This window comes from Aureitalea marina (assembly GCF_002943755.1).
Taxonomy (GTDB): Bacteria; Bacteroidota; Bacteroidia; order Flavobacteriales; family Flavobacteriaceae; genus Aureitalea; species Aureitalea marina.
Map to the genome: position 1 here is coordinate 1,481,509 of NZ_MQUB01000001.1, position 26,379 is coordinate 1,507,887.

Consider the following 26,379-nt stretch of genomic DNA (forward strand, 5'->3'; position numbering starts at 1 on the left):
CCAGCTGAAAGGCCTTAACTTTCTCTCTTCATCTTAACTCGATTTACATGAAACAAATTCCCTTGACCTTATTTTCCCTATGTCTTTTGATTCTGATGGGTTGCAAGGATAATGCTAAAGAAACTCAAGAAACGGAAACAGTTGCCACAGAAAATAAATTGGTAGATCAGCCTTCGGATAGAATGGAGCTCGGTGGACGCCTAATACCGATCAACGATTCAGACGCCTATGGTAAAGTCAGAATCTCTGAGGCAAATGGACAACTTACTATGGTTGCCAAATTTGTTGGCCTAGATACTGGAACTACCTACAATCTTTACGTCTTCAACAGGGTATCAAACGATTCTAAAGACACAGGGCCAACCGGTAGGAGTTGGAGACCAAACCTAGGAATTGATGGTGACTGGGTAGTCGACACAAGCATCTTAACAGAGGAGTCTGGTATGTTTGAAGTGGATGCAAAAGGGAATGGAACACTAGAGTTCACCTCAGACAGGCTGTGCTTGGATTGCGACGACGATACCAAAAATATTTCAGGGAAAGCCCTGATCGTGCTTAAAACAGATTACGATCCTACCACTAGCGCATCAGAGGCCAGTTGTGGAGGAGTGATCCAATAACCAATTTTGTTTGATCAAACGAAAAGACCCTCCTTGTGAGGGTCTTTTTCGTATGTAAATGTTTCTTTTTAGGGACAACCTAAGCTTTGGTGTTTACTTTATGTTTCATTTACGGTAGACAAACAATAGGAAACAAAAAGGATGCCAAATTTCTGGAACTCCTTAGTGTGATTCCAGCTGTCTGACCCGATTGGGGCCAAGCTCGACAGAAGCATCTTTCAAGAGCTGTCGGAGCATGAATACCTCTTCCCGATTCCCCGCGTCCTTGTACAGCTTCGCCATATGATATAAAGTGATGGGTTCTGCAGATTGAACAGCGATCTTCTCCATTAGTTCTAAAGCCTCTTCCCGCTGTCCCTGACCAGATCTTATGGTTGCCAACAGAACAATGGTCTCATCGGTCTGACGTTGTTTAGTTTCGAGTTCTAGCAAATCTTCTGTCCGATCGAGGTTCTGTTCCAGAATCTCATAGGCATGAGGAATACGATATAGTCCACCCTGCTGATCTTCACCAGATATCATCAAGAATTTGTTCTTCAATCCCGAGACTTGGTCTGAATCCCCAACATAACGAGCCATATCCAATTGACGTAATACGTACTCAGGTGACTCGTTGACTGAAACAAGTGTATCCAGAATTCTAATTGCCTGATCGACGTCCTTTTCGACAGAATAGGCCAACCAGGCAAGTCCCTGCCAGGAATGGAAATGGTCCGGCCTAGATCTGATCACCTCGAGATAAAGCGCATAGGCCTCTTCCAATCGGCCGGCATGCACATAGAAATCCGCCAGGTTGGAGGTCGTCCATTCGATCAATTCCTGCTGGTTTCTGGATAGGGCAATCCTCCTGGCTTCTTCCAATTGCCTGATCGCAGCTGGTAGATCTCCCTCGCTATCGAGTAATTTGGCCAATCGGATCAAATAACCCATTTGGCTTCGGTCTTCTACTTCTTGCAGATGCGTGCGGGCTTGTTCTGACTTTCCGATCTCCAGATAGCAATCAAACAAGAGAAAATGATCCTCAACTTCCAGTGGGGTTCCTGCGTACTCCGTTGTAAAAACGGACAGGGCGTCACTAAATCGATGTTGTTTGATCAGAGTACGGGAGAGCGCCCGCACATAGGCTTTCTTATCTATAGCCGCAACAGAAACGGCCTTTTGCAACAAGGCTTCACTAGCTAGTAAATGATCGTAATCCGATTGGAAATCATATAAACGGGCGTAGGCGGAGGCCAAAGGAGCCAATTCGCCCAGACCTGAGCTGTCTGGTCTCAATCTGGAGGACCAGAATTCGATCTCTTCCTGGATATCCGTAGCCGTAGTCCAGCGGGAGGTATCCAGATATGCCGAATAATCTGCCGTCCTAATCAGAGGGGTTTCCTGCTGGGAAACACAGCTAATCAGGACGAGTAAGGCCAGTAAACCGATCCTGCCTGCTGTCATATAATAATGCTTGACTATTCCTGCTTGGGATCTTCCAAATACGGGAATGGCAGGCTAAAATCCCGGTCTCCGGAATCCACCCCATCACTCGTCAGTTGAGGCGTATCCGGCTCTCCATCACCATTTTGATCCGATCCGTCAAAACGGGTACCATCCTTACCTCCAAACATCAGGGTCAAGGAGATATCGATTACATCGTCGGCCAGCGTTCGTCCGGTCAACAGAACCCCTGTCCCTGGATCAAAATAGGTGGTCTGCCCTGTGGGTGCAACCTGCAGCGCATCAAACTGAGCTAAAACCGTTGTAAAGGTTGGCGCATCCCATCCCAGGATATTGGTCTCGTAATCGATCTCGATTTCCAGAGCATCCCCATACACATCGTGATATGCTTCCAACGTATTCTCGAAAATGGGTTGGAAGGCTGTACGTTCAGTGATTGCGGTAATATTGAATTCACTCTTGGTCACATTCTCTCCGCTAAAGACCGTATTGACACCCGGACGTCCTACCATGTCTTCCTGAGTGAAGGTACCACTGAAATCTGGTTCTGTACTTTCATCGCAGGGTGGACAGCTGCCACCGCAGTCAATTCCTTCCTCGTCGCCATTCTGTATTCCGTCATCACAGGTAGGCTGTTCAATTATATTGTTGTTATCGTCGTCGTCGGCGCAGTTAACTAGTAAGAAAGAACCTAGCACAAGACCGAAGAAAAGTATATATCGATTAAAATCTTTCATGTATTGAATTAAGAGATGGACAAATTATTCTTTGCGCTTGGCAGAAACCCAGACATTATATGCCGGTGGCAGATCTTCTAATCCGACCGCACTCCCTACATGGGGAGGAGCTGTTCCAAGCATGGCGTTAGGGACCTCCACGACTATTGCCAAAACATTCAGGTCCTCAAAAAAGTCAGTGGCTTCTTCAGGAGGAAAGAACCCGTCCGGAGCAGCCGTTCCGCCAACCACCTCGTTAAAGCGGTTAAAATCAAAGTAAAAGGCATCCCGTCTGGGACCAGCGAAGAACTTCATATTGCCATTGGTCTCTATAAAGGTCTCTTCAGTTGAGGAGATTTGAACCTGGTTCCGCTCCGCAAAGGTCAGAATTTCACTGGACAGCCCAGTATTGACAGGCTGTGCGGGCCCAAAGAAATACATGGTATCCTCTCGCTTGATGGCTTGGATGACCAGGTCCTCTATAAAATCCCCTGTATTGTCAATGTTGAATTCGATCAGGACATCCTCATCGAATTGCGCATTATTGGTTACGGCCCCTGGTGTCAACGGGCCTTGAAGAGTAGCAACAAAAACAGTGCTATTGGCATTGTCTCCTTCAAAGGCGTATAGATCCGCAATATCTGCCGAAGTGCCGGCGATATCGGGTGCATCCAGGTGGTCTGCGGACAGCAGCATCAAACTGCCAATTGCCACGACCAACACGGCCAGGGTTATAAATAAATTGGATTTTCTCATTCCTAAGCGGGTATAATCATTAATTTTAACAAGCAATCGAAAGATAAACGGGTGATATGCTTCGATATTTGAATTCGTTACTCAAATCAAGCTGTAAAGGTATTCAAATTTAAACTTTCTATGAACCCTTCTGCCAGCGGTTGGATATCGAAATTTCTTACACAATTTGGTCCTGATGAACTAGTTTTCGATGGGCCCGGTCACGACCGACTGTACGACCATTTGAGAAGCAGTGGATTCATCTATGGAGTCTCTGTCAGACCCATGCTTGAATCGCCTGTCAGCACCCTGAAATTGACCCAATTGGAATTGGCCAAGGTCAACCTGTTTCACGCTTTGATCTGGACCCTGGCCTCGGAAAGAGATGTGGACCAAAGGGAACTGGATCTGCAACAGATCATCGATTTTTACCACGCTATCGACCGGGGACGGACTGGCTGGCTCCAGCGCTTATCCATGGCACGCAAGCCTCAGAGCAAACTAGAGAACATTCTCAGCGCCAGACTACAGGAGCACAATAACCTGGCGAGTAATCGCTCTACCAGCCTACTGACCTATGCCCTGCTCTATGTCGATGTGCTGAGATTTGCCAGCTACCTGGATGACCCCGAGCAGGAATCCATCTATGCCGGCCAATTGGAAAACGCACTGATCAGCGTGGCATTACAAGCCTTACACGCCAAAAAGGATAAGAATAAATACGACCTGCAATTGTTGGAATTGGTGCGCGATTCCCTGGAGCACGCTCACGGATCAGAAGCAATAGGAAAATACCTGGAGTTGGAAGCTATGCCCTATTTGAAGCAAGCCAGTTACAGGGAAAAGAAATATGTCCTCGATATCGCCTTACTGGCCGTTTGGGAAGACCGGAAAATGGAAGAAGGAGAATATGCCTTCTTGTTGGAGTTAACACAGATCATGGAATTGGATCCGTCGGAACTGGATGGATCAATTGAGCACCTGGTCCATTTTTCAGAGGCTCATGCCAGTAAAATTTCCCTTTTTGATCATACCCACCCGGTGCGGCAGTTCTACAATCAGAGTACTTCTACAGTGCGATTGTTAATACTGAGAAACAGAAAACGGCTGGCCAAGGAATTGAGCGAAAGTGGTGAATTGATGGTCCTACTGGGACAATCGACCGTCCGCGAATTGAACCGGGAAGAAAAGAGACAGGTCAGAACCCAATTGCTGGATATGTGCAAATCCATCCCATCCCTGGCCATCTTCTTGTTGCCTGGGGGCACGGTTTTATTGCCTTTATTCATGAAGCTGATCCCACAGTTGTTACCTTCTTCCTTCGATGAGAACAGGATAGCCGATAAGGAATAAGGCTATTCCAACCAGATCTTAAAGTCCTTGACTTTCTCTCGGGCCACGATAACTGCTTGTTCCTTGTAGGAGTTGAGCTTTAGCTGCAGACGGGAATTCGTGTAGGAAATGATATCCTTAATGCTGTCGATATTGACATAGAACTTCCTGCTGATACGAAAGAACTTTTCTGGGGACAATTCTCCTTCCAGTTGCTCCAGGGTGGTATCCAGGAGGTAGCCCCTGCCATCGATGGTATGAGCATAAGTACCCTTGTTCTCTGAATAGAAGCACTCGATCTCGTCCACCGGTATCATCTTGATGTGTTGGCCGATCTTGGTGGTGAAACGCTTTTTGTATTCCCTGCCAACCGGGTTGACCAGCAGTTTTTTAATATCCTCAAAATTGAGCTGGACGTTGCTGGGTGAAGGGTTGCGTTCTTCGTACTCCTGAATGGCGCGACCCAATTCGTCCTCATCTATCGGTTTAAGTAAATAGTCAATGCTATTTAGCTTAAAGGCCTGTAAGGCATATTCATCAAATGCCGTGGTGAAGATTATGGCACTCTTGACCTCAACTTCATCAAAGATCTCAAAGGACAGCCCATCGCTGAGCTGAATGTCCAGGAAGATCAGATCCGGATGGGGGTTATTGGCAAACCATTCGATGGACTCCTCCACGCTGTGCAACATCTGATCAACCGCCACTCCATGGCGTTCTAACATCCGCTGCAATCTTCTTGCAGAGGGTTTTTCATCTTCTATAATAAGTACTTTCATCAAACTGTAAACGGTTTATTCCCAGCGGGAGGTTCGCTTGTAACCCTCATCCTCCTTGTCCATGTATTCTTTGATCTTGCGATCTTCCCATCTCTTGAAGAAACTGAAGTTCTTAGTAAAGACATTTAGTCCGTGAAAGAACAACCCAATTCCCCAGAAAAAAGGTGTGGTAAATACAGCCCATCCCGGGAACTCCAGGCCATACCAGCCTTGGCTAAACACCCCGATCTGTGCAAGGATGATAAAGATGTTAATTATGATATAGACAACCAAGTGAGTATAAAAGCCTTTGATCTCATCTACGCGCTTTTTGGCACGTTCATATCTTTCTTCTTGTGGATCTTCCATGATTACTGTATTTATGACCAGCGCTGATTGGATTCAGAATTCTCTTCTTCCATAATTTGGCGGATCTTGCGTTCTTCCCAATCTTTCAGGATGGGGATCTTATATCGGAACACCACCAAGCCGTGTATCGCCAAGGCGATACCCCAGAAAATAGGCATACCGAAAATATTGATGTCTATCCATCTCCAGGCGTCTGGCCCTATTTCCGGAACACCGATCACAATGGGTCCTATTAAGCGTCCCAGGATAAAGATCCCATTCACGATAATGTAAGCCTGCAGGTGTCCGTAGAAACCTTTGATTGCCTCTACCTTTTTCAACGCCCTTTGGTATCGGTCGTAGTCTTCAGGTCGTTCTGTTCTCATTATTTCCAACGTTGACGGGTTTGTTCTTCTTCGTCCATGAATTCACGGATCTTGCGCTCTTCCCAGTCTTTGGACATAAATGGCATCCAGCCAAAGGCCTTTAAGCCCTGGAAGACAATTCCTATCCCCCATCCAAAAGCTGCCCAGAGAAACCACATATATCTCCATCCGTTGGAATAGTAGTTTAACCAGCCCAGGAAAGCGATGAACACCACGTAGAACATCAGGGAAGTATAAAACTTCTTGATATTGGCCACTTTTTCCTTGGCCCTTAAATACTTGTTCTCTCGGTTATCTGATTCCATGATTAGAAAGGTTTTAGCTCGTCATCTTTGTCCATAAACTCCTTGATCTTGCGCTTTTCCCAATTTTTACCGAGGATCGGTGAGTAGTTGTAAGTTTCCATCCCGTGAAAGAATACACCGATCCCCCATCCCACGATTGGAAAGATGGCCCATGGAAAACTGCTCGAAAAAGAATTGATCCAAATAAAGATCGGAATGAAGATGATATAGATAAACAAATTGGCATAAAAGCCTTTGATCTCCTCTACCTTTTTCTTGGCTTGGTAGTAGCGCTCTTCTTGATTGTAAGTTGTCATTGTGTTTCGTTTTAATTGATTAACAGGGTAAAAGTACTTGCCGGGGACAGCTTTTGAAAAAGCATCTGACCGAACTGTCAAAACCGCTTACCCAACTGTCAAAATCAATCTTCTTCGTTCATGTACTTACGTATTTGCCTCTCTTCCCAGTTCTTCCCCAGTAAGGGATTGTACTTGAATACCTCCATGGCATGTCCTACCACTCCAGCACCCCATCCAACGATGGGAAAAATGGCCCAGGGGAACCCAGTACTACGATAATTGAGATAAATGAAAACAGGTACCATGATTATGTATATTGTCAAGTGGACATAAAATCCTTTCACCTCTTCGACCTGTTTTTTGGCCCTTTCATATTTTTTACTGGATAGGTAAACCTCTTGTGTAGTTGCACCTTTGCTTTGTCTGGTCAGCATTGGAATAGCCACCTTAAAAATCTTTTCGTCACCTTGTATCCTAACTGGCCTGTCACTGAGTAAATAGTAGCGCTGGCGGATATTTTGTAATCCTACCCCACTACTTTCCTTGACCACTTTTTTAGGCTGAACATTGTTTTCAATGACCAAGTTGTTATCCTTCTCATAGATGCGGATGTGCAATCTCCTGCTCGGAGTCACCTGGTTGTGTTTTACTGCGTTCTCCAGCAGTAACTGGAGCGATAAGGGTACCACTTTCGCATCCGGATTGGACAGTTGGGCAGGAGTCTCAAAGATGATACTATCTTCAAACCGCATTTCGATCAGGGACATATAGATCTTGGCAAATCGAAGCTCTTCCTCTACCGTCACCAGTTCCTTGTTCTTTTGCTCGAGTACATATCGATAAACCTTAGAAAGCGAAGTCGTAAAGCGGGTCGCCGCTTGCGGATTCTCCTCGATTAAGCTGGTCAAAACGTTCAAACTATTAAATAGAAAGTGAGGATCCAGTTGGTTCTTCAGCGCATCGAACTGGGCCGAGGCCGTACCGGCTATGATCTTTTGTTCCTTAACCTTTTTTTCGGAGGTATAACGGTAATAATAAAACAAAAAGAAAACGATGGTAACTACCAGGGAAATGATCATTCCGCCCACATAATCCTGCGGCCGTTCTCTCTCCAGGAAAGAAATGAGGGACTCCCCTCCCATAAAGACGATGATGATCAGTCGAGCTAGGAATATACCGATCAGGGTGACTCCCATTCCTCCTGCTAAAGAGCGGATCAGTAACCTGCTCTTGCGAAAGTCGGTACCGTACTTGCTCATGAGATATTGGAAAAAGTAGGCATTGGCCATATAGATGATCACGGTATAGATCTGGGTATGAATAAAATCGATCAGGATGTCTCCTGCATCCCCATATTGAACACCGTTGATATAACCGATAACCCCTCTCAGGATAAAGATTAGTACCCCAAGTAACAGTGCTTTTCCTATTTCTCTAAAGATCTGCATGTCCAATTATTGATTACACCGGGCTTCGGCAGCAGATCTGGCGTACTCTTCGCCTCCTTGCGGATAGAATTCCCCGGCAGGTTTAAAGTTAGCAAAAAGTTCCAGTGCCGCTTGCATCTTCTCGCAGAAGGGTTCGACCGGCTGGCCAAAGAATTGAGCCGTTCCCATATCCCATTCTACCTTCCCAAAAGCGGCCCTGGGATTGGTCGGATCCAGGCTCTGGGCATCTCCGTACAGCTCACCTATCTTCTGGGCGTATTGCATACCATAGGTCTGGCCGTCAAAGACCACCCAGGCACTGTACAATTGTGCTTGCAATAAAGGAATCTCTGCGTTGTCCGAAGTAAGGGCCTTGGCATCGTTCAGGAAATTCTGGGCCTTGGTCAATTGAGCGGTTAATTTGTCCTTGTCCTTTTCGTTAAAGCTGTATAGCACATTGATCTGGGCCACATAGAATGCTGGCAACCAATTATCGGTCTCCACACTGGCTATGCGTTCAAACATATTGGCCGCTTCCCAGGGTTTGTCCTGTTGCCAAAGTTCGAAGGCCTTGGTCATGCCTTGCTGGTATTTGTTTTGGGCCATCCCCACGATAGACAATAGACTAATGGTTAGGATAATGATCGTTCTCATGATGAATTTATTTTGTGGTTAATTTTTGTTCTTCTTGTCGTTTTACTTTGTAGATCCAATACCCGCCTGAGGCGATGATGGCCAGGCTGGAAACAACCACAGTCATCATAAAATATTCCCGAGGAACAAATCGGGTAGATATTTCAGCGGCCAGGGCTGCATAAAGCCCGACCACACTCCAACCCATTACCTTCAGGTGGATGATGTACCAATGTTTGATGTGTTTTCTCAACCAGGCCGGGATCATTCCCATGATCAGTGTAATGAAACTGATCAGCGCCAGGACATGAAATAATCCAAATCCTCCAAAAAGATTGTAAAGCCCAAAAGCGGTCCCGTTTACTAGAACCATACTTCCCACATAGGCATAACCGATCTTTTTGTGAAAGGCAGTTCCTTTCTTGTTCAGTAAGACCACTGTTCCGAAGATCAGGGCCAGTATGGCTGTGAGGGTGTGCACAATTCCGAGGGTTCCGCTAAACATGGTTCTTTCTTTTCGTTTAGAAGATCTGCATCAGTATGATGATGAAGATTAAGGTTAGATAAAGGATTACAGATTGCATGATTATTTATTTAATGTTCGTTTTTGATTGATTGATCTTGATGGTACAAATATCTTGAGGGGCTGCAGGCTTGACAATTGATTCAGACTGAACTGTCATATTTGATTACCCAATTGTCATTTCCCTATAAATTGTCCAGTTGATTGTCCGTTCCATCTTCGCTAAGCGTCCAGAAAAAGCCCACAAAGAAGAACTGATCTGCAGCCGGTAATAAGGGCCTTCTGGCAAAGTTTCCGTTCATATCTGGGGTATTGGCATATTGATATCCGTTCACATTGTTAAATCCAAAGACATTGTTAACTGATACGTAGAGGATCTTTTGTTGTGAGATCAGGTAGGCCCAGTTTACACTAAAACTGTTATACGACTTGGTGTTGCTTTGCAGAAAGCCGGGAATATTCGGATCCGTATAGGTCCTGCCAGAGCCAAACTGATAGGCACCACCAATCTGGCTCTTCCAGTCTGGTATCCACCATTTGACCACCAGGGACAGGTTGTGTGCATTTGCAAAAGGTGGCGTGGCCTCTTCCGGGTAATTCAGGTAGGTCCGTTTGCTGTCCAGGTAGGAATAGCTGGCCCAATAATCCACGTTCTGAATGGATTGGTTATCTCTCCAGAACAGATCCAGACCTTGGGCATAACCGTCGCCGGCATTACCAAAATTACTTCCAAACCCAGGGAATTCTCCATCGTAGGTAACCAGGTCCTTATAGCGCTTGTGGTAAAGCTCTGCCCGGAATATACGGTTATTGGCCCTCCACTGATAGTTGGCGATAAAGTGTCGGGTCATGGTCTCGGTGAAGTCTGTATTGAACTTTAGGAACTCGTTGCTTGGCTGCTGGTAAAAATCGCCATAGGCCAGAGACAACTGCCCATTGGGGTTGGTCTTGACAGCCATGGAAAGTCGAGGCGAAAGTGTGGTGGAATCAAACAGTCCGCTGTACTCTCCCCTCAGACCCAATTTAAAGGCCAGGCTACGGGAAAATACGATATCCGATTCTGCATAAAGCGCAGTGATGCTATTGTTAAAACCATAGCGCAGATCCACCTGATCGGCGTCGAATTCCTCAATAAAATCGGTCAAGAACTGCTCTGCACCAAAATTGAGCTTCACCTTGCTGTTAAACCGTTTTCTCAGGTTAACCTTCAGGTGACCGGAATTTTCAAGATCATCGACTTTAGACTGATCAAAGTTGACCTTGGTCCGCGCGTAGGTATAGCTACCCCAGCAAATAGATTCCATTTGTTACCCAAGTCTGTGCGATAGCTGGCATTGGTATAAAAGTTATTGTTGTTCAAACCAAAGTACACTCCTTCCGGGAAGTTGATGTCTTCCTGGGTTAGGGCGAAGTCGCTGTGATCGAATGCCGCATAGAACTTCAACAGCCCCTTCCCCAATTGCTGGCGCACCACCGTCTCGCCCGATGCCGTCTCGAAAGGTTTGTCCCAGTCGTTCCTGTCCGGATAGATGGCCAGGTAAGGTGCCAGGTTGATGTAGTTGGCATTCACACTGACCGATCCCTTATCCCATTTCTGGGTATTTCCCAGTCCGAGACCAACACTCATAATGGATATGTCCGTCTTCTCCTGAACCGGTTCGTCTATGGTATTAAGGAGCAGTACAGAAGAAAGCGCCTGACCAAACTCGGCGGAATACCCACCGGTAGAAAAGGTGATACCGTCAAATAGGAACGGGGAATACCGTCCACGGGTCGGGGCATTGTTGGTGGTAGGCGTGTATGGCGTAAAAACGCGGATCCCGTCAATGAAGATCTGGGTCTCACCGGCCTCCCCACCCCTAACGAAAAGGCGTCCGTCCTCCGCAACCGTAGTGGTTCCCGGCAAAGTCTGCAAGGCTCCCACAAAGTCGCCAAGCGCACTGGCTGTGGTGACCACATCCAATGGTTTAAGCACACTGATCTTGCTATTGTCCCCTGCCGAAAAACTTCCAGCCGAGATCACCACAGTTTCCAAAGAGTTCACGTCCTCGGTCAGCGCTACTTCCAAATCTTGCATTTGGGAGACATCGGCGCTCATACTAATTGGTTCATAAGAAACATAGCTTACCTGCAACAGTTGCAGGCCACTTTTGTTCGTTTCAAAGGAGAACCGGCCTTCCATATCGGAGGAGGCTCCATCGTATGTTCCTTCCAGATAAATATTGGCTCCCATGATGGGTTGGCCGGCCTTATCGGTGACCACACCCGAGATGGTGGTCTGGGCCACCGCCAATTGGGAGCATACAAAGAGAATGATTCGGATGATTAATTTGTTCATGATTGATGTTGATTTGAGGACAAAACTCGTATCGCAGCAGTTCCAACCATAAACTTTGAGACCCAATTGTCGAAATTTCGGGACCAACTGTCAAGCAATTTCCGTTGGCGTTCTAATCATACATTTTTGGCATATATGCGTATCTTTAGGAAAAAATCAACAACTATGAAACGAATTCTACTCTTATCATTTACCTTATTTACTGTCCTGGGTTTAAGGGCACAGGATACCTTTAGTATTATAGCCGTGGATCCCGAGACGGGAGAAGTGGGCTCGGCCGGAGCCTCCTGTGTTCAGGGTATAGGTGATGTCGATCTCAGTGACATCATTAGCGACATCATTCCAGGTCGTGGAGGAATTAATGCCCAAGCCCTGGTCTGTGTACCCAACCCTAATCTAGATAGCGGGATCGATTTGATGGATGGAGGAGCCTCACCCCAGGAAGTGATCGATTTCCTGTTGGCCAACGATGCCTGTGGGGCTGGCGGCCCTCAAGACCGGCAATACGGGGTTGTGGACTTCGATACGGAAGGCAATCCGCGCTCAGCCGGCTTTACTGGTAGTCAGAACCAAGCCTATGCAGAAGATCGTCAGGGCCCTACCTACAGCATTCAAGGGAACATCCTCCTGGATCAGTCTGTTCTGGACAATATGGAAGACAATTTCAACAATACCGAAGGGACATTGGCAGATCGACTCATGTCCGCCTTGCAAGGAGCTAATTTTGCCGGTGCAGATTCACGTTGTTTAGAAGAAGGAACATCCTCTACTGTTGCTTACATTATGGTGTATAAGGAAGATGATGCTCCCGGAAATCCCTACTTAAAACTGAATGTTGGAGAGCTACCTGCAGGAGAAGAACCCATCGATGCGCTGCAAGAGCTTTATGATGCATTCCTGGGAACGGACAACATTGCGCTCAGTCAGAACATTGGTTTGAGCCCTAACCCAGTAACTGACAGGTTGAACATTATGACGGTGGATGGTATCAGAGTAGATCAAGTCAGTGTTTTCGACATAAGCGGTAAACAACTCATGCAGATAAACAATTCGGGTAGCAGTCAGATCTACCTGGATACGGCCAGTCTTCCTGCCGGAGTATATTTTGCAAGGATATTGACCGATCAGGGATCCTTGACAAAACGCTTTATCAAGCAATAGGAGTTTATAACCACATCAATGAACCATCCTTAGGGATGGTTTTTTTGTTTTTAGTATCTTGATTTCTACTAAAACAACCACCATGAGCGACCAGGAAAAAGTAACGGCCTACATTGGCAAGCACGAGAGATGGAGTGAGCAACTGACGCAGCTTCGCAGTATTTTTGAGCGGACCGAACTGAAAGAGGAGGTCAAATGGGGTTCTCCTACCTACACCCTAAACGGCAAGCTGGTGGCGGGAATGGCAGCCTTTAAAAATCACTATGCCATCTGGTTCCACCAGGGGGTTTTCCTAAAGGATCCGGCTGGTGTTATGCACAACGCCCAGGAAGGCAAGACCAAGGCTATGCGCCAATGGAAGTTCTCGGAAACCGATACTATTGACGACAAGGTTGTTTTAGCTTATATCAACGAAGCCACTGAAAACTGCCGCCAAGGCAAAGTGGTTACACCTCAGCGAAAGACCGGGGTGGATGTCCCCCAGCAACTGCAGGATCAGCTGGATACAGATAATGATCTAAAAACCGCATTTGAAGGATTAACACCCGGTAAACAGCGGGAATATGCCGGTTATATTGCAGAAGCCAAGCGCGAAGCCACCAAGCAATCCCGCTTGGAGAAGATCATTCCTATGATACTGGCCGGAAAGGGACTTTACGATAAGTACAAGGATTGTTGAGATCTGGAATAGAATTTGTAGCCTCATTGGCTAAACAAAATCCTTTCCCTATGAAAACAGATCGCTACACCCGATTTATTCTTACGATAATCGCTATTTGCCTGAGTATTAACCTGACTTTGCAATTGGGATTGATTGAACCTGCTTTTGCAGCAACACCCGATTCTTATATTCCAGATGTTCCAGCATTGGAAAAGACGATTCCAGCAACCAACACCATCGATGTGCGCATCGTGGACATCAATACCTATGACGAACTCAACGTCAATATTAAGTCCATCGATAGTTACGAGGAGATGAAAGTGAATATCAAATCCATCGACACTCAAGATGAACTGGATGTCAACCTGGATGAGATCGGCGGTCAGTGGATCAGTTCAGGGGATCCCCTACCTGTGAAACTGGACTAGGAAATTGCTTTTCGCTTAAACGGACGGATGATCAACCGGGCTGCCCGGTCGTAATTGATGTAGTTATAGGTCCAATTAAAAAAGGTGATCACCCGATTTCGGAAACCAACGAGGAACCACAGGTGAACAAACATCCAGACCATCCAGGCAAAGAACCCGGAAAACCGGTATCTACCAATATCACAAACGGCCTTGTTACGTCCAATGGTTGCCATGGTCCCCTTGTCAAAATATCGGAAAGCCCTCATTGGTTTTCCGGCCAGGTGGCGAACCAGGTTCTTCCCCAGGTTCTTTCCTTGCTGAATGGCCGGTTGGGCCACTTGAGGGTGACCGTTCGGATAGCGCTCGGTCTTCATTAGGGCAACATCCCCTAGAGCATAAACCTGTTCCATACCTTCAATCTCATTGAAGGCGTTCACGGGATAGCGGTTGGCCCTGGGAACATAGGCCGACTCGTGCAGACCGGCTACACTATTCCCGGTGACTCCCGCTGACCAGATAAAGGTTGCGGCGGGGATCTCTTGTCCCGTTTGCGTCTTAACCACCTCTTGGTCATAGTCCGTCACCAAGGTGTTGAGCAAGACCTCTACTCCCATCCTTTCTAAAAATTGCTGGGATTTTTTAGAGGCAAACTCGCTCATGGCTACCAATACCCGTCCACTGCCTTCGATGAGCACAACACGCATATCGCTTCTGTCCAGGTATTGATAATCTTTTCCCAATATACCTTTCCGAAACTCGGCCAAAGCACCGGCTAGCTCCACTCCCGTCGGACCCGCGCCCGCTATGACAAAGGTGAGCAACTGTTTGCGACGGGAGGCGTTCTCCTCCCGATCTGCCTTTTCGATATTCTGTAGCATCAGACTTCGGATATCCAGTGCCTGAGCCACCGTTTTCATAGGCATGCTGTTCCGCTCGATCTGAGCATTCCCAAAATAATTCGTTTTTGTGCCCGTCGCAATGATCAGGTAATCGTATGACAGCGTTCCAATGTTGGTCAGGATAGTCTTCTTTTCAGGATCGATCCGTTCCACTTGGGCCATCCGAAAATGAAAGTCCTTATGCTTTCTAAAGACCTTTCGCAGGGGATAGGCGATGGAATCGGGCTCCAACCCTGCGGTAGAGACCTGGTAAAGTAAGGGTTGAAAGGTGTGGTAGTTGTGGCGATCGAAAAGAACGATCTGGGCAGGGACTCGAGTTAATTGCCGTATCGCAGAGATTCCGGCAAATCCTCCTCCGATGACAACGATCCTGGGAAGATCCGTGGCGGGTATATTCATACATTTGCCTTGTCTGTCAAAGGTACGATTTACCCCAATCCAAACCAGCTGCACGCCTTGAATTTTTTACCTATTTTGTAACAATTCCTACACTTAAAGCACTAACACAATAGTTAACCAAAGACCATTGACCCAAGAGCTGGAACATAGTTTCGTAACCCAACTGGAAGCGAATCAAAATATCGTGCATAAGATCTGCCGATTGTATACCCAGGACAGTGAATCGCATAACGATCTGTTCCAGGAGATTACCATTCAGTTGTGGCGAGCATATCCCAAGTTCAGAGGGGATTCCAAATTCAGTACCTGGATGTACCGGGTAGCGCTGAATACGGCCATTACGCTATACCGAAAAGGAAAGCGTAAGGTGCAAACCCAGGATTTCGAAGGGGTTAGTTTTAAGATCACCGCAGAGGAATACGACGATACCGTTGAGCAACAGCTCAAACTGATGTATAACGCGGTCAAAACCCTTAACGATATCGACAAGGCCCTGGTGTTCCTCTATCTGGAGGATAAGAACTACCGGGAGATCGCAGAAACCTTGGGAATCACAGAGGTCAATGCTCGAGTGAAAATGAATCGCATCAAGGAGAAGTTGCGCAAAATATTAAATCCGTAAACCACTATGGATCAGTTAGACGTTTTAAAGAAGGAGTGGCAAAACCGGGATCAGGAATTTCCTAAATTATCCTATCAGGATATTTATAAGATGTTGCTGAAGAAATCCAGCTCCATGGTCAAATGGATATTCTACATCAGCATTGGCGAACTCGTCCTTTGGACCGGTCTGTCCTTTGTCGTGCCAGATTCCAGCAAGGAGATCATACGCGATATGGGATTGGAACAGACCTTTGCCATCATCAATTACATTACCTATGCCGTTTTCATTGTATTCATCGTGCTCTTTTATCGCAACTACAAGCGGATACAAGTAACAGACACCATCAAGACACTAATGGAGAACATCATTAGTACACGTAAAACGGTCAAGTTCTTTGTTGGTTACAACATTGGGGCAGCCGTGTTACTGATGATAGGAACCAATATCTTCTATTACCTGAATAAGGATAAACTGTACGATCTGCTCAAGGATAGTTATGAAGGCTATGCCGCCATCCCGGCAGAGAGTTTTACCACGGTCTTCTTTTTAGGACAGGTAATTGGTGGGATCTTCTTTATAGGGGTACTGCTGCTGTTCTACCGACTGGTGTATGGAATTCTGATGAGAAGATTAAAAAGAAACTACAAGGAATTGAAGAAGATCGAGGTCTGATCTAGTAGCGCCACTGTCGCTGCTTATTCAGTTCTTCCTGGGCTTCCAACTCTTTTTGTGGGATCACCTTTAAAAAGGATGGATGTTGCTCTATGGCGTATTCTAGTTTCTCCACGATCGCTTCCACCGACTCATTTTCGTAATCGATCTCCAAGGGTTGTTTGATCTCCATACTCTGGAGAATCCCTTTCTTCTTGATCCGTATCCCTTTTTTGTCAAAAGAACGTCTGAATCCGTCGATCACGATTGGAACAACCAGGGGTTTGTTCTGTTTGATGATATGCGCTGTTCCGCGACGGATCGGTTTCCAGGGTTTAGTCGTCCCCTGTGGAAAGGTGACCACCCAACCATCGTTCAACGCTTTGGAGATGTTGCTCACATCACTCATTTTCACCTGTCGGTTCACTTCCTTGCCTTGGGCTCTCCAGGTTCGTTCAATACTAACGGAACCCGCATAGGCCAAAACCTTGGGTAAAAGCCCGGAGGACATGGTCTCCTTGGCGGCAACAAAGTAGATATTCAGTTTGGGGTCCCAGAGGTATCCGATATTCTTGATACTGTCCACCCGCCCGTGAAGACTGGCGTTAAAGACATGGAACATGGCCACTACATCGGCAAAATAGGTCTGGTGATTGGAAACGAAAAGCACATTGTTCTCCGGGAGATCCTTGATGATCTCGCTACCCACGATCTGCAATTGATTGAAGCCCTTAAAACGTCTGTGGGTCAAGGCGCCCATGATGCGAATCAACCAGCGCTTTAGAAACAATATATGTCCGAAAGGATTCTTTTTAAACAGCCCCATAAAAAATAGTTACCAACTTCATGCAATTCAGCCCGGGGCCAAATATAATAAATTAACCATGCAGCTAAAGCCGGCTTAACATTTCTCTGGCTTCATTGAGCATCATCGCTGTGGCTCCCCAAACAACATGTCCCTGGAGATCAAAGGCCGGTACTTCAATGGAACGGGCATAGGAGGTAGATAGCTTCCGAGTGATCAACGAACCCTGGTCCAACAGTTGCACCAAGGGAACTTCTATTACGTCCTGAACTTCCGATGGATCCGGTATAAAACGAGGTGTGTGGTCCAAAATCCCCATAAACGGGCTGACCATAAAGTTAGAGGGCGGAATATAGATCTGGGTGAGCTGCCTAACCACCTGAATGGAAGTTGCAGGGACTCCAACTTCTTCGTGAGTCTCCCGTAAGGCGGTGGTTTGCAGGTCACCGTCATTTTCCTCGAATTGCCCCCTGGAAATCCAACCTGGGCAGAATGAACTCCCGGATACGAGTTGCGGAGAATAAGGACGAACCTGGTTTGGGCATCGGAATCAGGATAAAAGAGTGCCAGGACTCCTGCCTGCTTGGCCGTATTCTGTTTTCTGGCTGTTGCCTTCAGTTCCTTGAGACGCTCGATAGGTGCCATGGCGTAATGCAACTCTTCTCCCGGAAGAGGCATTTTTGCTACATTTACCAACTCGTCTTTAAATGAAGAAAATGTCATTGAAATACCCGGTATTCAGTCTTTTATTACTCCTTGGTTTTTGGGCTTGTGAAGATACTAAAAAGGGAACAAGCGCAGAATCGGAAACCACTGCGATCACGCCCAAAGAAACCGTGGCCGCAGAACCGGTAGTGGAAGAAGTTGAGCCCAAGGAACCCGAGGAAACCTATCCCTTGATCACCAACGAGAACGCTGTGGAATTTCTGACTCAATATGGTAAGGACAACCCGGAGACCAAGGTTCGGATTTCCACTCAACATGGCGATATTGAACTGGAGTTGTACACCGACACACCCCTACACCGGGCCAATTTCATCTATTTGGTCAAGCAAGAGTACTTTGACGGAACCTTTTTTCATCGCATCGTTCCCAATTTCATCATACAAGGAGGGAATAGTGATAACAGAAATACGCCGAGGAAGCGGAACAAGTTGGGTAAAAAGTATATGATCCCAGCCGAATTGGACAACGGTCGAATTCATAAACGAGGAACAGTATCAGGTGCCAAGGAGTATCGGGAAAATCCGGATAAGAACAGTGCTCCATTCGAGTTCTTCATCTACCTGGGACCACCAGAGCACACGGCTCACTTAAATGGCAGCTATACCATCTTTGGCCAGGTCACAAAAGGAATGGATGTGGTCGATCTCATCTCGGAATTGCCACATGATGACGGAGACTGGCCGTTGCAAAATGTTTATATCAGTGCGGAGGTTATCGATTAGGGAATTTCCGGTAGACCGAAGGAAGCGACCAGTGAAAGATCACAGCCAGTAGACGGATCAGAAAAACAACGGCTCCGGATACGATCAACACCCAATTATCGCTGAGCGGTGTTTGCAAAAGCAAAAAATAGGTCAATCCTCCACCCAGACAGGCCGTTGCATAGATCTCTTTATGGAAGATCAGCGGGATCTCGTTACAAATCAGGTCTCGGATCACTCCCCCAAAAGAAGCCGACATCACACCCAAGGCCACGCAAATGATGGGCGGATATTCATAGGCCAGTCCTTTCTGAACACCCAGGACGGTATAAAGTGCGATTCCAATGGTATCGAACAAGAAAAGTGACCGCCTGACATAACCCAGTTTAGAGCGAAATAATATGGCCATCAAAGCAGCAAGTCCAATGACCCAGAGATAATTCAGATCCCGCATCCAGGTAATGGGTGCCTTCAGGAGAATATCCCGGAGCGTACCACCACCGACGGCTGTCACAAAGGCGATGATAAAGATCCCAAAAAGATCCAATCTCTTCTTCATGGCTACCAAAGCACCGGATATAGCAAAGGCGGTTGTTCCAAGCAGGTCGACGATCAGGATCAAATCCATATCACTGGGTGTAATAGTTATAGTCTTTGATCACCGTGGTCAGAAAATCCACGGCCTTTTCCTGAGGAGTGATCTCCATTACCGTGGCCACCCGCTCCGACAATTGATGAATGATGTTGTAATTCCTGTTGGCTCGGGAATCGTTGAGCACATTCTTGATGGTCTGGATCTCCCGATCCGTAAAAACAGTTACTTGAGGGTATTTAGGTTGATAATCCTCCGGCAAGTCCATCAGCAAGGTTCGGCCCAGATTTCCCGTCTGCTTTTCACTGATCACGGTTGTCGTAGCAGCAATATCACCCAATCGCTGCCCCCTTCCGTTCATCAGTATGGTAACCAGGGCAACGGCTCCACTGGAAATGCTTACATCGATAAACCTCAGCAACCACCTGAGCAGGAAATTTGAGAAGGCCGGGCGAGAACCATCTAATTTGACCACTCTGAGCTGCATAGCAGCCTTTCCAGGAGACCGTCCATTCCAGAGGCTCTCCCAGAGTAAGTGATATAACAGTATAGGTAATCCGATGGATAAGATAAAAACCCAGACCATATCGTCGGGTAAGTCTATGGACCCTAAAATGTAGAGCGTCGCAATGCTGTAGGCCGCAATGATCAAAGAGTCGATCAGGAAGGCGAGTATGCGTTCTCCTACTCCCGCGGCATCCTGCTCGATCCGTACATTTTGGGCGGTCTCTATTTGAAAATTATCCACGAAAACTGTTTCTTTACTCGTTCCAATACCCCAACAATGCGCGAGGCTGCTTTTGCGAAGCAAAATAAGGATAAATGGCTCAGATTTGAAAACCTGCTCAGAAGCAGTGAGGACATTGATCCGGACGAATTGACCAAGCTCTACATAGAAGTTACCGATCACCTCAGTTACGCCCGTACTTTTTATCCCGAAAGCCAGACCTTGAAATACCTCAACCGCTTATCGGTTCTGGCCCACCAAAAGATCTATACCTCCAAACGAGAGTCCAGAAATCGGTTTGTCCGTTTCTATACCCATGAGTTTCCGTTGTTCTTCGCCAAGTATCAAAAACAACTGATGTTTTCGTTTTTGACCTTTGTTTTGTTCGCTATCATCGGAGCCTTTTCGGCGGCCACCGATACCACCTTTGTCCGATTGATCATGGGCGATGGGTATGTGAACATGACTCTGGAGAATATCGAGAATGGCGATCCTATGGCGGTGTATAAGGATATGACCGAACTCAATATGTCGTTGGCCATTACCATCAATAATATCCGGGTGGCCTTGTTTGCCTTTGTCTTTGGCATCTTCCTGGGCATAGGAACCTTGTTCATGCTGATGAGAAATGCCGTGATGTTGGGGTCCTTCCAGTATTTTTTCTACCAACACGATCTGTTGTGGGAATCGGCCAGGACCATTTGGATCCATGGAACCATTGAGATCTCGGTGATCATTGTAGCCGGCTGCGCCGGATTGGTTTTGGGTAACAGTTTGCTATTTCCGGGGACCTATACCCGGATACAGTCCTTTGTGCGAGGAGCCAAGGACGGTTTAAAGATCTTGATCAGTACCATTCCCTTTTTCATCATAGCCGGATTTTTAGAAGGATTTGTTACTCGTCATACAGAAATGCCGGACTGGCTGGCCATATTCATTATTGGGGGTTCTTTGGCGCTGATCCTGTTTTACTACGTTATTTACCCCATACGATTAAAGAAACTACATGAAAGAGACCATACAATTTAGAAAGCAACGCGAACTAGGTGATATCCTGAGCGACACTTTTAAATTCATCCGAATGGAATGGAAGCCCTTGGGAAGCCTTATCATCAGGATACCGGGAATCGCCTTACTAGCCGTTGTTCTATCCTATATCTATTATATCCGAAGCACAGTGGGAAGTTTTGGCCTCAACGATTCGAGTTGGCCCGGTAGTGCGATTACCAGTGGTTTCGAGGCCGTGATCGCGGTCTTCCTCCTTTTGGGTTCGGCCCTTATCTTTTATAGTTTGTTGTATGGTACCATCTTATTTTACATCAAAGAGTATGTACAGCAGGATGGTGAAGTGGACCCCCGAAAAGTAGAACGCCAACTACGCGATGGAATTTGGGACCTGTTCGGTCTGAATTTCCTCAATGCCATAATCATAGTTGCCGGTTCTATCTTCTGCCTGATCCCAGGAATTTATTTTGCCGTGGTCCTGGCCTCTACATTTTCCATCATGATCATGGAAAAGCGAGATATTACGGATAGTATCGGATATAGTTTTAAGCTGATCAAAGGGGAATGGTGGATCACCTTCGCTACCCTTTTGGTCGTCGGGATATTGTATTACATCATTGCTTTGATCTTTCAGGTACCACAGTATCTCTACTTCTTTGTTCGAGCGTTTACCTCAAGTGCAGAGATCTCAGGTGATCCCGGCGAGATGTTCGATTGGATCTATGTGGCGCTAAGTTCAATAGGAATGATGGCCCAATATCTCTTGCAGACCATCATGGTCGTTGCAACCGCCCTGGTTTATTTCAACCTTCACGAGAGAAAATTCCATACGGGCACACTGGAGACCATAGAATCCATCGGCAAAAGGGAGCGTTGAGATGCAGAAGGCGCTGCTTGTCATCATACTTTCCGTTTTCCTGGCCTCATTCAGTTGGGCCCAGGACAGTTTGGATAATTCCCAAAGCGAGGAATTGATTCTGGATGACCGAAGCGGCTTGCAACCCTTAGACTGGAACGAGCAACAATTAAATGATTACCGCGAGGATTCCAGTTACGATTACACCGAAAAACAGCCACAAGACAATTGGTTGACTCGCTTCAGAACTTGGTTGGGCCGAATGTGGGATAGTTTCTGGCAGTGGTTGTTGGGCGACGGGGAGATTAGTGGTTTCTGGCTTCAACTGATAAAGGCCCTGCCCTATTTGATCGTTGCTGGAATCATTGTCTTTATGGTCTGGTTACTGATCCGACTCAATCCCGGGCCAAGGTATTGGCCAGCCCTCCAGACCCGCAAGTCATTCTTGCCGATGACGAAAAACTGATCCGCGATGCAGATCTGCAAGCGCTCATTGATCAGGCCATCGCTTCAGGTGAATACCGCTTGGCGCTGCGTTATTACTACCTGCAGATTCTAAGAGGTTTAGGGAAGGTTGGTTGGATCAAGTACGAGTCCGATAAGACCAATCGGGATTATTCCAAAGAACTCAGGCCACGGACAATCCACAGTCGTTTTGACCAAGCGACTTATTGGTACGAATACATCTGGTACGGAGGATTTCTGATCGATGAAGGACAATTCCGTCAGGCCGAGATCTTATTTCAAGACCTGAACCATCAAATAGAAAGCGGGCATGAATAGGACACAGAAAATTGGATGGAGTATCCTTATCCTGGCTACTGCCGGTCTCATTTTCCTGGAGGCTACCAAGCCTGTTCCCGTCAGTTGGTTTCCGTCCTATTACGAAGATTCGACCATTCCACTGGGCACCAAGGTGCTGTTTGAGTTGATGGACAATGAACCATCGACACAGCTGGTCAATTTCCAAGAACCTCCCTTCCAAGTGCTCACCGACTCCAGCATCAACGGCAGTTATTTCTTCCTGAATGACTACATCAACATCGAGGAAACAGAAGGAGACAAACTCCTGGATTGGGTCGCTTCTGGCAACCAGGTTTTTGTGGCTGCGAAAAGTCCCGGGGGATACTTACTAGACAGCTTAGGTCTGGAGATCGAGACCGCCTTTCTGACCAATCGACTGGTTACAGAACCAGTTTTGGAATTGGTAAACCCAGCATTGACAGAGGCCGAACCACGCTACATCCAGCGCGATCTTACGGTAAACTATTTTGGCCAAGTAGATACTGCGACCCACAGAGTACTAGGCCAAGTGCAATTGATGAAGGACAGCCTGTCCGATCTGGACTACCGTCCTAATTTCATTGAAGTACCTCATGGAGATGGCAGACTGCTGTTTCATTTACAACCAGAGGTATTTAGCAACTACTTCTTGCTAGAGGAAGACAATGTCGAGTTCACAGCTAAAGTACTCAGTTACTTGGAGCCCAAAGCGACTTGGTTTTGGGATGGTTACTACAAGAACGGAAAGCCCGTCAACATATCCCCTTTGCGACAACTTTTGGACACACGCTCCCTAAAATGGGCGTATTATATCCTGCTGTTTGGGATTTTGATCTATGTACTGTTTCAGGGAAAAAGAAGACAGCGCCCTATCCCCATAGTCCAACCACCAGCGAATAAGACGTTCGAGTTCACGCAGACCATTGCGGGTGTGTACTGGGACAAAAAAGCATTTGGTGCAATTGCGAATAAACAGATCCTCCTCTTCCTGGAATTTATCCGGATGCGGTTTAGAATTCCAACCGAAAATCGAGATCGTTACTTTATGCGACAGCTATCAGAACGCAGTGGCAACAGTCTGGAAGACACTGAAAATCTATTTACATTTATTGGACAGGTTGAAACTTCTCAGCAGCTAAGTCAACAGGATCTGATCCAACTCAATAAACGAATCACTCAATTTAAATCGACTACAGATGGAAACTCCTGAATCCAACGAATCGCTCAACTTTGACAACCGCATACCCCTCAACCAACTTCGGGAAGCGGTAGACGCCGTAAAAAAACAGTTAAGTCAGATCGTTATTGGTCAGGACGAATTCATAGAACTGTTACTGGTCAGTCTTTTAGCCAATGGCCATGTATTGATAGAGGGGGTACCCGGAATTGCCAAAACCATCACGGCCAAACTGTTTGCCCGTAGCCTGGACACCGATTTCAGTCGGATTCAATTTACGCCTGATCTCATGCCTAGTGATGTATTGGGGACCTCTGTGTTCAACTTAAAAAGCTCTGAATTTGAATTTAACCAAGGACCTATCTTTTCCAATGTGATCCTGATCGATGAGATCAACAGAGCACCAGCCAAGACGCAAGCTGCATTATTTGAGGTGATGGAGGAAAGGCAGATCACCATGGATGGTCAAACCTACCCCATGGAGTTCCCCTTTGTGGTGATGGCCACGCAGAACCCCATAGAACAAGAAGGCACCTATGCCTTACCGGAGGCCCAACTGGATCGATTCCTATTTAAGATCACGGTGCATTATCCGCAGGTAGAAGATGAGATACAGATATTGAAGACACATCATCAGCGTAAAATGGAATCCCCAGAGAATACCATTAAACCTATACTGAAACCGGAAGATCTCAGAGTATTCCAGGACCAGGTCCAACAGGTGGTCATCGAAGACAAGCTTTTTGGTTATATCGCTCAATTGATCGACAAAACCAGAAATCACCCCCATCTCTATTTAGGTGGGTCACCGAGGGCCTCCCTGTCCGTCATGAATGCGGCTAAGGCATTTGCTGCAATACAAGGACGTGATTTTGTGATTCCAGAGGATATCAAAAGGTCGCTGATCCCGGTGCTCAGACATCGAATCATTCTTTCACCAGAGCGAGAAATGGAGGGAATGAGCCCAGAGACCGTTATCGATATGATCACTCATGCTGTAGAAATACCCCGATAGGTGATCCGACTGATCAAATCCCTGTACTTCAAGAGGCGGTTCTATTATGCCCTGGCTGTTATTGCCGTGGTTTTTCTGATCTCTTATTGGTCCGCTAGTTTTTACGGACTTGCCTGGATATTGATCTATTTGATGGGTTTATTGCTTTTGGTAGACCTACGGATGCTCTATGCCAAAGCTGGGTTGCTGGCTAGCAGAAAGCTTCCGGAACGCCTATCCAATGGGGATTCTAATGAGATTGCTATCGAGATCAACAATGCCTATTCTTTTCCTATCCAGTTGACGGTTATTGACGAGCTCCCCATACAATTTCAGCGCCGTGACTTTCATTTGGAGAGCAACCTATCTGGCAAGCAAGCTATCCGACTGAACTATTTGCTCAGGCCGGTTTCCAGGGGGGAATATAGCTTTGGACAGTTGAACTGTTACAGCAGTTCACCCATCGGATTGGTAAGCAGGCGCTATAAGTTTGACAAAGAACAGGGAGTCAAAGTATATCCGTCCTATATCCAGATGAAACAGTATGATTTCCTGGCTATGGACAACAAAGTGGGAATGCACGGCCTAAAGAAGATCAGGAGAATTGGACACACCATGGAGTTCGAACAGATCAAGGAATATGTGCGGGGAGATGATGTTCGCACCGTAAACTGGAAAGCCACGGCCAAACAAAATCAACTGATGGTCAATCAGTATCAGGACGAAAAGATGCAGCCCATCTATTCGGTGATCGATACCAGCCGAACCATGAAGATGCCCTTTGAAGGGTTAAGCCTCTTAGACTATGCCATTAATAGTTGTCTGGCTTTTTCCAATGTAGGACTGAAGAAAGGCGACAAGGTGGGACTAGTCGAATTCTCTTCTCAATTAGGCGCGTTCCTTCCTGCCACGGCCAAAAAGACGTATCTCAATGTGATCATGGATGCCCTGTACCGGGTAGATACTGCCTATACGGACACGGATTATGGTCTGTTGCAAACCATCATTAAAAAACGAATCAATCACAGAAGTCTGATCTTCTTGTACACCAATTTTGAGCATCCGTCTTCTTTGGAGCGTCAACTTCCATATCTCCAAGCGATTGCCAAAAGGCATGTCATGGTGGTGATCTTCTTTGAAAATACGGAACTCCAGGAGTTGAGTATGCAGGAGGCCCAAAGTGGTCGAGAGATCGTGGAGCAGACAATCGCCCGACAATTTGAACACGACAAACGACTCATGGTACGCACCCTGCAACAACGAGGAATTCAAACCATACTTACAGCGCCTTCGGAACTAACCGTCAACACCATTAACAAGTATCTGGAGATCAAGGCACGAGGACTGATTTAACGTAACAATTCTCCCACCTAATCGTCTTCCTAC

At 46.6% G+C, this 26,379-nt stretch carries 33 protein-coding genes; 15 read left to right on the plus strand and 18 right to left on the minus strand.

Annotation, left to right across the window (positions count from 1 at the left end; translation table 11 throughout):
- The first annotated feature begins 47 nt into the window (after nt 1-47).
- The gene (locus BST85_RS06775; RefSeq protein ID WP_146090671.1) at nt 48-620 is read left to right on the plus strand and encodes a hypothetical protein; all 573 of its coding nucleotides are present in this window, start codon (nt 48-50) and stop codon (nt 618-620) included.
- A gap of 162 nt (nt 621-782) precedes the next feature.
- On the opposite strand, the gene BST85_RS06780 is transcribed toward BST85_RS06775, so the two are convergent.
- The 3 genes from BST85_RS06780 to BST85_RS06790 are packed head-to-tail and all read right to left on the minus strand — an operon-like array spanning nt 783 to nt 3,535.
- On the minus strand, nt 783-2,063 hold the full coding sequence (locus BST85_RS06780; RefSeq protein WP_104812556.1) for a tetratricopeptide repeat protein: 1,281 nt from the start codon (nt 2,061-2,063) through the stop codon (nt 783-785).
- 14 nt (nt 2,064-2,077) lie between these two features.
- Nucleotides 2,078-2,800 (minus strand): hypothetical protein, encoded by a 723-nt coding sequence (locus BST85_RS06785; RefSeq protein ID WP_181039977.1) that lies wholly within the window; start codon nt 2,798-2,800, stop codon nt 2,078-2,080.
- 24 nt (nt 2,801-2,824) lie between these two features.
- Complete coding sequence (locus BST85_RS06790) at nt 2,825-3,535, minus strand: DUF4331 family protein (protein WP_104812557.1); 711 nt, start codon at nt 3,533-3,535, stop codon at nt 2,825-2,827.
- A 120-nt stretch (nt 3,536-3,655) separates the two neighbouring features.
- On the opposite strand from BST85_RS06790, the gene BST85_RS06795 reads away from it, so the two are divergent.
- Complete coding sequence (locus tag BST85_RS06795; RefSeq protein WP_104812558.1) at nt 3,656-4,867, plus strand: LETM1-related biofilm-associated protein; 1,212 nt, start codon at nt 3,656-3,658, stop codon at nt 4,865-4,867.
- A gap of 2 nt (nt 4,868-4,869) precedes the next feature.
- Here the strand turns inward: BST85_RS06795 and BST85_RS06800 are convergent, their stop codons facing one another.
- The 10 genes from BST85_RS06800 to BST85_RS14695 all read right to left on the minus strand — a co-directional run bounded on the left by BST85_RS06800 (nt 4,870) and on the right by BST85_RS14695 (nt 11,842).
- On the minus strand, nt 4,870-5,625 hold the full coding sequence (locus tag BST85_RS06800; RefSeq protein WP_104812559.1) for a LytR/AlgR family response regulator transcription factor: 756 nt from the start codon (nt 5,623-5,625) through the stop codon (nt 4,870-4,872).
- Nucleotides 5,626-5,640: 15 nt separating this feature from the next.
- Nucleotides 5,641-5,973: a 2TM domain-containing protein gene (locus BST85_RS06805; protein ID WP_104812560.1), complete on the minus strand. Its 333-nt coding sequence runs from the start codon at nt 5,971-5,973 to the stop codon at nt 5,641-5,643.
- Between the two features lie 11 nt (nt 5,974-5,984).
- Entirely contained in the window at nt 5,985-6,338 is a 354-nt protein-coding gene (locus BST85_RS06810) for a 2TM domain-containing protein (protein WP_104812561.1), read from the minus strand.
- Nucleotides 6,338-6,643, minus strand: a complete 306-nt coding sequence (locus tag BST85_RS06815) for a 2TM domain-containing protein (protein ID WP_104812562.1) — start codon at nt 6,641-6,643, stop codon at nt 6,338-6,340. The genes BST85_RS06810 and BST85_RS06815 overlap by 1 nt, the downstream gene beginning before the upstream one ends.
- A 2-nt stretch (nt 6,644-6,645) precedes the next feature.
- Nucleotides 6,646-6,939: a 2TM domain-containing protein gene (locus BST85_RS06820; protein WP_104812563.1), complete on the minus strand. Its 294-nt coding sequence runs from the start codon at nt 6,937-6,939 to the stop codon at nt 6,646-6,648.
- 104 nt (nt 6,940-7,043) lie between these two features.
- The gene (locus BST85_RS06825) at nt 7,044-8,369 is read right to left on the minus strand and encodes a 2TM domain-containing protein (protein WP_104812564.1); all 1,326 of its coding nucleotides are present in this window, start codon (nt 8,367-8,369) and stop codon (nt 7,044-7,046) included.
- Nucleotides 8,370-8,375: 6 nt separating this feature from the next.
- Nucleotides 8,376-9,002 (minus strand): hypothetical protein, encoded by a 627-nt coding sequence (locus BST85_RS06830; protein ID WP_104812565.1) that lies wholly within the window; start codon nt 9,000-9,002, stop codon nt 8,376-8,378.
- Nucleotides 9,003-9,009: 7 nt separating this feature from the next.
- Nucleotides 9,010-9,486, minus strand: a complete 477-nt coding sequence (locus tag BST85_RS06835) for a DUF2306 domain-containing protein (protein ID WP_104812566.1) — start codon at nt 9,484-9,486, stop codon at nt 9,010-9,012.
- A gap of 203 nt (nt 9,487-9,689) precedes the next feature.
- The gene (locus tag BST85_RS14690) at nt 9,690-10,808 is read right to left on the minus strand and encodes a TonB-dependent receptor plug domain-containing protein (protein WP_342750405.1); all 1,119 of its coding nucleotides are present in this window, start codon (nt 10,806-10,808) and stop codon (nt 9,690-9,692) included.
- Entirely contained in the window at nt 10,712-11,842 is a 1,131-nt protein-coding gene (locus BST85_RS14695) for a TonB-dependent receptor (RefSeq protein ID WP_342750406.1), read from the minus strand. The genes BST85_RS14690 and BST85_RS14695 overlap by 97 nt, the downstream gene beginning before the upstream one ends.
- Before the next feature lie 165 nt (nt 11,843-12,007).
- Between BST85_RS14695 and BST85_RS06845 the strand changes: the two genes are divergently transcribed.
- The 3 genes from BST85_RS06845 to BST85_RS06855 all read left to right on the plus strand — a co-directional run bounded on the left by BST85_RS06845 (nt 12,008) and on the right by BST85_RS06855 (nt 14,092).
- On the plus strand, nt 12,008-13,003 hold the full coding sequence (locus BST85_RS06845) for a DUF1028 domain-containing protein (protein WP_181039978.1): 996 nt from the start codon (nt 12,008-12,010) through the stop codon (nt 13,001-13,003).
- Nucleotides 13,004-13,085: 82 nt separating this feature from the next.
- Nucleotides 13,086-13,682: a YdeI/OmpD-associated family protein gene (locus BST85_RS06850; protein ID WP_104812568.1), complete on the plus strand. Its 597-nt coding sequence runs from the start codon at nt 13,086-13,088 to the stop codon at nt 13,680-13,682.
- A gap of 50 nt (nt 13,683-13,732) precedes the next feature.
- Nucleotides 13,733-14,092 (plus strand): hypothetical protein, encoded by a 360-nt coding sequence (locus tag BST85_RS06855; protein WP_104813934.1) that lies wholly within the window; start codon nt 13,733-13,735, stop codon nt 14,090-14,092.
- Here the strand turns inward: BST85_RS06855 and BST85_RS06860 are convergent.
- Nucleotides 14,089-15,372 carry an NAD(P)/FAD-dependent oxidoreductase gene (locus BST85_RS06860; RefSeq protein WP_104812569.1) on the minus strand — a complete coding sequence of 428 codons (1,284 nt, stop codon included), beginning with the start codon at nt 15,370-15,372 and terminating at the stop codon, nt 14,089-14,091. The genes BST85_RS06855 and BST85_RS06860 overlap by 4 nt on opposite strands.
- 127 nt (nt 15,373-15,499) lie before the next feature.
- Between BST85_RS06860 and BST85_RS06865 the strand changes: the two genes are divergently transcribed.
- The gene (locus BST85_RS06865; RefSeq protein ID WP_104812570.1) at nt 15,500-15,994 is read left to right on the plus strand and encodes an RNA polymerase sigma factor; all 495 of its coding nucleotides are present in this window, start codon (nt 15,500-15,502) and stop codon (nt 15,992-15,994) included.
- Between the two features lie 6 nt (nt 15,995-16,000).
- Nucleotides 16,001-16,648: a hypothetical protein gene (locus tag BST85_RS06870; RefSeq protein ID WP_104812571.1), complete on the plus strand. Its 648-nt coding sequence runs from the start codon at nt 16,001-16,003 to the stop codon at nt 16,646-16,648.
- Between the two features lies 1 nt (nt 16,649).
- Here BST85_RS06870 and BST85_RS06875 read toward each other — a convergent pair whose 3' ends face one another.
- Both BST85_RS06875 and BST85_RS14700 read right to left on the minus strand, forming a co-directional pair.
- The gene (locus BST85_RS06875) at nt 16,650-17,453 is read right to left on the minus strand and encodes a lysophospholipid acyltransferase family protein (RefSeq protein WP_104812572.1); all 804 of its coding nucleotides are present in this window, start codon (nt 17,451-17,453) and stop codon (nt 16,650-16,652) included.
- Nucleotides 17,454-17,517: 64 nt separating this feature from the next.
- Nucleotides 17,518-17,910, minus strand: a complete 393-nt coding sequence (locus BST85_RS14700; RefSeq protein ID WP_342750439.1) for an NUDIX hydrolase — start codon at nt 17,908-17,910, stop codon at nt 17,518-17,520.
- 229 nt (nt 17,911-18,139) lie between these two features.
- Between BST85_RS14700 and BST85_RS06885 the strand changes: the two genes are divergently transcribed.
- On the plus strand, nt 18,140-18,880 hold the full coding sequence (locus BST85_RS06885; protein ID WP_104812573.1) for a peptidylprolyl isomerase: 741 nt from the start codon (nt 18,140-18,142) through the stop codon (nt 18,878-18,880).
- On the opposite strand, the gene BST85_RS06890 is transcribed toward BST85_RS06885, so the two are convergent.
- Nucleotides 18,870-19,487 carry a trimeric intracellular cation channel family protein gene (locus BST85_RS06890; RefSeq protein ID WP_104812574.1) on the minus strand — a complete coding sequence of 206 codons (618 nt, stop codon included), beginning with the start codon at nt 19,485-19,487 and terminating at the stop codon, nt 18,870-18,872. The two genes, BST85_RS06885 and BST85_RS06890, sit on opposite strands and share 11 nt — an antisense overlap.
- 1 nt (nt 19,488) lies before the next feature.
- Nucleotides 19,489-20,199, minus strand: coding sequence for an RDD family protein (locus BST85_RS06895; protein ID WP_104812575.1), 711 nt, complete (start codon nt 20,197-20,199; stop codon nt 19,489-19,491).
- A gap of 36 nt (nt 20,200-20,235) precedes the next feature.
- On the opposite strand from BST85_RS06895, the gene BST85_RS06900 reads away from it, so the two are divergent.
- The 7 genes from BST85_RS06900 to BST85_RS06925 are packed head-to-tail and all read left to right on the plus strand — an operon-like array spanning nt 20,236 to nt 26,346.
- Nucleotides 20,236-21,207 (plus strand): stage II sporulation protein M, encoded by a 972-nt coding sequence (locus BST85_RS06900; protein WP_104812576.1) that lies wholly within the window; start codon nt 20,236-20,238, stop codon nt 21,205-21,207.
- Nucleotides 21,185-22,060 carry a YciC family protein gene (locus BST85_RS06905; RefSeq protein ID WP_104812577.1) on the plus strand — a complete coding sequence of 292 codons (876 nt, stop codon included), beginning with the start codon at nt 21,185-21,187 and terminating at the stop codon, nt 22,058-22,060. Before BST85_RS06900 ends, BST85_RS06905 begins: the two co-directional genes overlap by 23 nt.
- 1 nt (nt 22,061) lies before the next feature.
- Nucleotides 22,062-22,505 carry a DUF4349 domain-containing protein gene (locus BST85_RS14325; protein WP_181039979.1) on the plus strand — a complete coding sequence of 148 codons (444 nt, stop codon included), beginning with the start codon at nt 22,062-22,064 and terminating at the stop codon, nt 22,503-22,505.
- Nucleotides 22,454-22,822, plus strand: coding sequence for a DUF4129 domain-containing protein (locus BST85_RS06910; RefSeq protein WP_181039980.1), 369 nt, complete (start codon nt 22,454-22,456; stop codon nt 22,820-22,822). Before BST85_RS14325 ends, BST85_RS06910 begins: the two co-directional genes overlap by 52 nt.
- Complete coding sequence (locus BST85_RS06915; RefSeq protein WP_104812579.1) at nt 22,815-24,032, plus strand: DUF4350 domain-containing protein; 1,218 nt, start codon at nt 22,815-22,817, stop codon at nt 24,030-24,032. Before BST85_RS06910 ends, BST85_RS06915 begins: the two co-directional genes overlap by 8 nt.
- Nucleotides 24,019-25,014, plus strand: coding sequence for an AAA family ATPase (locus tag BST85_RS06920; protein ID WP_104812580.1), 996 nt, complete (start codon nt 24,019-24,021; stop codon nt 25,012-25,014). The genes BST85_RS06915 and BST85_RS06920 overlap by 14 nt, the downstream gene beginning before the upstream one ends.
- Nucleotides 25,015-26,346: a DUF58 domain-containing protein gene (locus BST85_RS06925; RefSeq protein ID WP_342750407.1), complete on the plus strand. Its 1,332-nt coding sequence runs from the start codon at nt 25,015-25,017 to the stop codon at nt 26,344-26,346.
- Nucleotides 26,347-26,379 lie beyond the last annotated feature (33 nt).

What these genes read in the sequence shown, in the direction of transcription:
- BST85_RS06775 (WP_146090671.1), top strand. Translation starts at nt 48, where the DNA reads ATGAAACAAATTCCCTTGACCTTATTTTCCCTATGTCTTTTGATTCTG.
- BST85_RS06780 (WP_104812556.1), bottom strand. Translation starts at nt 2,063, where the DNA reads ATGACAGCAGGCAGGATCGGTTTACTGGCCTTACTCGTCCTGATTAGC.
- BST85_RS06785 (WP_181039977.1), bottom strand. Translation starts at nt 2,800, where the DNA reads ATGAAAGATTTTAATCGATATATACTTTTCTTCGGTCTTGTGCTAGGT.
- BST85_RS06790 (WP_104812557.1), bottom strand. Translation starts at nt 3,535, where the DNA reads ATGAGAAAATCCAATTTATTTATAACCCTGGCCGTGTTGGTCGTGGCA.
- BST85_RS06795 (WP_104812558.1), top strand. Translation starts at nt 3,656, where the DNA reads ATGAACCCTTCTGCCAGCGGTTGGATATCGAAATTTCTTACACAATTT.
- BST85_RS06800 (WP_104812559.1), bottom strand. Translation starts at nt 5,625, where the DNA reads ATGAAAGTACTTATTATAGAAGATGAAAAACCCTCTGCAAGAAGATTG.
- BST85_RS06805 (WP_104812560.1), bottom strand. Translation starts at nt 5,973, where the DNA reads ATGGAAGATCCACAAGAAGAAAGATATGAACGTGCCAAAAAGCGCGTA.
- BST85_RS06810 (WP_104812561.1), bottom strand. Translation starts at nt 6,338, where the DNA reads ATGAGAACAGAACGACCTGAAGACTACGACCGATACCAAAGGGCGTTG.
- BST85_RS06815 (WP_104812562.1), bottom strand. Translation starts at nt 6,643, where the DNA reads ATGGAATCAGATAACCGAGAGAACAAGTATTTAAGGGCCAAGGAAAAA.
- BST85_RS06820 (WP_104812563.1), bottom strand. Translation starts at nt 6,939, where the DNA reads ATGACAACTTACAATCAAGAAGAGCGCTACTACCAAGCCAAGAAAAAG.
- BST85_RS06825 (WP_104812564.1), bottom strand. Translation starts at nt 8,369, where the DNA reads ATGCAGATCTTTAGAGAAATAGGAAAAGCACTGTTACTTGGGGTACTA.
- BST85_RS06830 (WP_104812565.1), bottom strand. Translation starts at nt 9,002, where the DNA reads ATGAGAACGATCATTATCCTAACCATTAGTCTATTGTCTATCGTGGGG.
- BST85_RS06835 (WP_104812566.1), bottom strand. Translation starts at nt 9,486, where the DNA reads ATGTTTAGCGGAACCCTCGGAATTGTGCACACCCTCACAGCCATACTG.
- BST85_RS14690 (WP_342750405.1), bottom strand. Translation starts at nt 10,808, where the DNA reads ATGGAATCTATTTGCTGGGGTAGCTATACCTACGCGCGGACCAAGGTC.
- BST85_RS14695 (WP_342750406.1), bottom strand. Translation starts at nt 11,842, where the DNA reads ATGAACAAATTAATCATCCGAATCATTCTCTTTGTATGCTCCCAATTG.
- BST85_RS06845 (WP_181039978.1), top strand. Translation starts at nt 12,008, where the DNA reads ATGAAACGAATTCTACTCTTATCATTTACCTTATTTACTGTCCTGGGT.
- BST85_RS06850 (WP_104812568.1), top strand. Translation starts at nt 13,086, where the DNA reads ATGAGCGACCAGGAAAAAGTAACGGCCTACATTGGCAAGCACGAGAGA.
- BST85_RS06855 (WP_104813934.1), top strand. Translation starts at nt 13,733, where the DNA reads ATGAAAACAGATCGCTACACCCGATTTATTCTTACGATAATCGCTATT.
- BST85_RS06860 (WP_104812569.1), bottom strand. Translation starts at nt 15,372, where the DNA reads ATGAATATACCCGCCACGGATCTTCCCAGGATCGTTGTCATCGGAGGA.
- BST85_RS06870 (WP_104812571.1), top strand. Translation starts at nt 16,001, where the DNA reads ATGGATCAGTTAGACGTTTTAAAGAAGGAGTGGCAAAACCGGGATCAG.
- BST85_RS06875 (WP_104812572.1), bottom strand. Translation starts at nt 17,453, where the DNA reads ATGGGGCTGTTTAAAAAGAATCCTTTCGGACATATATTGTTTCTAAAG.
- BST85_RS06885 (WP_104812573.1), top strand. Translation starts at nt 18,140, where the DNA reads ATGAAGAAAATGTCATTGAAATACCCGGTATTCAGTCTTTTATTACTC.
- BST85_RS06890 (WP_104812574.1), bottom strand. Translation starts at nt 19,487, where the DNA reads ATGGATTTGATCCTGATCGTCGACCTGCTTGGAACAACCGCCTTTGCT.
- BST85_RS06900 (WP_104812576.1), top strand. Translation starts at nt 20,236, where the DNA reads ATGCGCGAGGCTGCTTTTGCGAAGCAAAATAAGGATAAATGGCTCAGA.
- BST85_RS06905 (WP_104812577.1), top strand. Translation starts at nt 21,185, where the DNA reads ATGAAAGAGACCATACAATTTAGAAAGCAACGCGAACTAGGTGATATC.
- BST85_RS14325 (WP_181039979.1), top strand. Translation starts at nt 22,062, where the DNA reads ATGCAGAAGGCGCTGCTTGTCATCATACTTTCCGTTTTCCTGGCCTCA.
- BST85_RS06915 (WP_104812579.1), top strand. Translation starts at nt 22,815, where the DNA reads ATGAATAGGACACAGAAAATTGGATGGAGTATCCTTATCCTGGCTACT.
- BST85_RS06920 (WP_104812580.1), top strand. Translation starts at nt 24,019, where the DNA reads ATGGAAACTCCTGAATCCAACGAATCGCTCAACTTTGACAACCGCATA.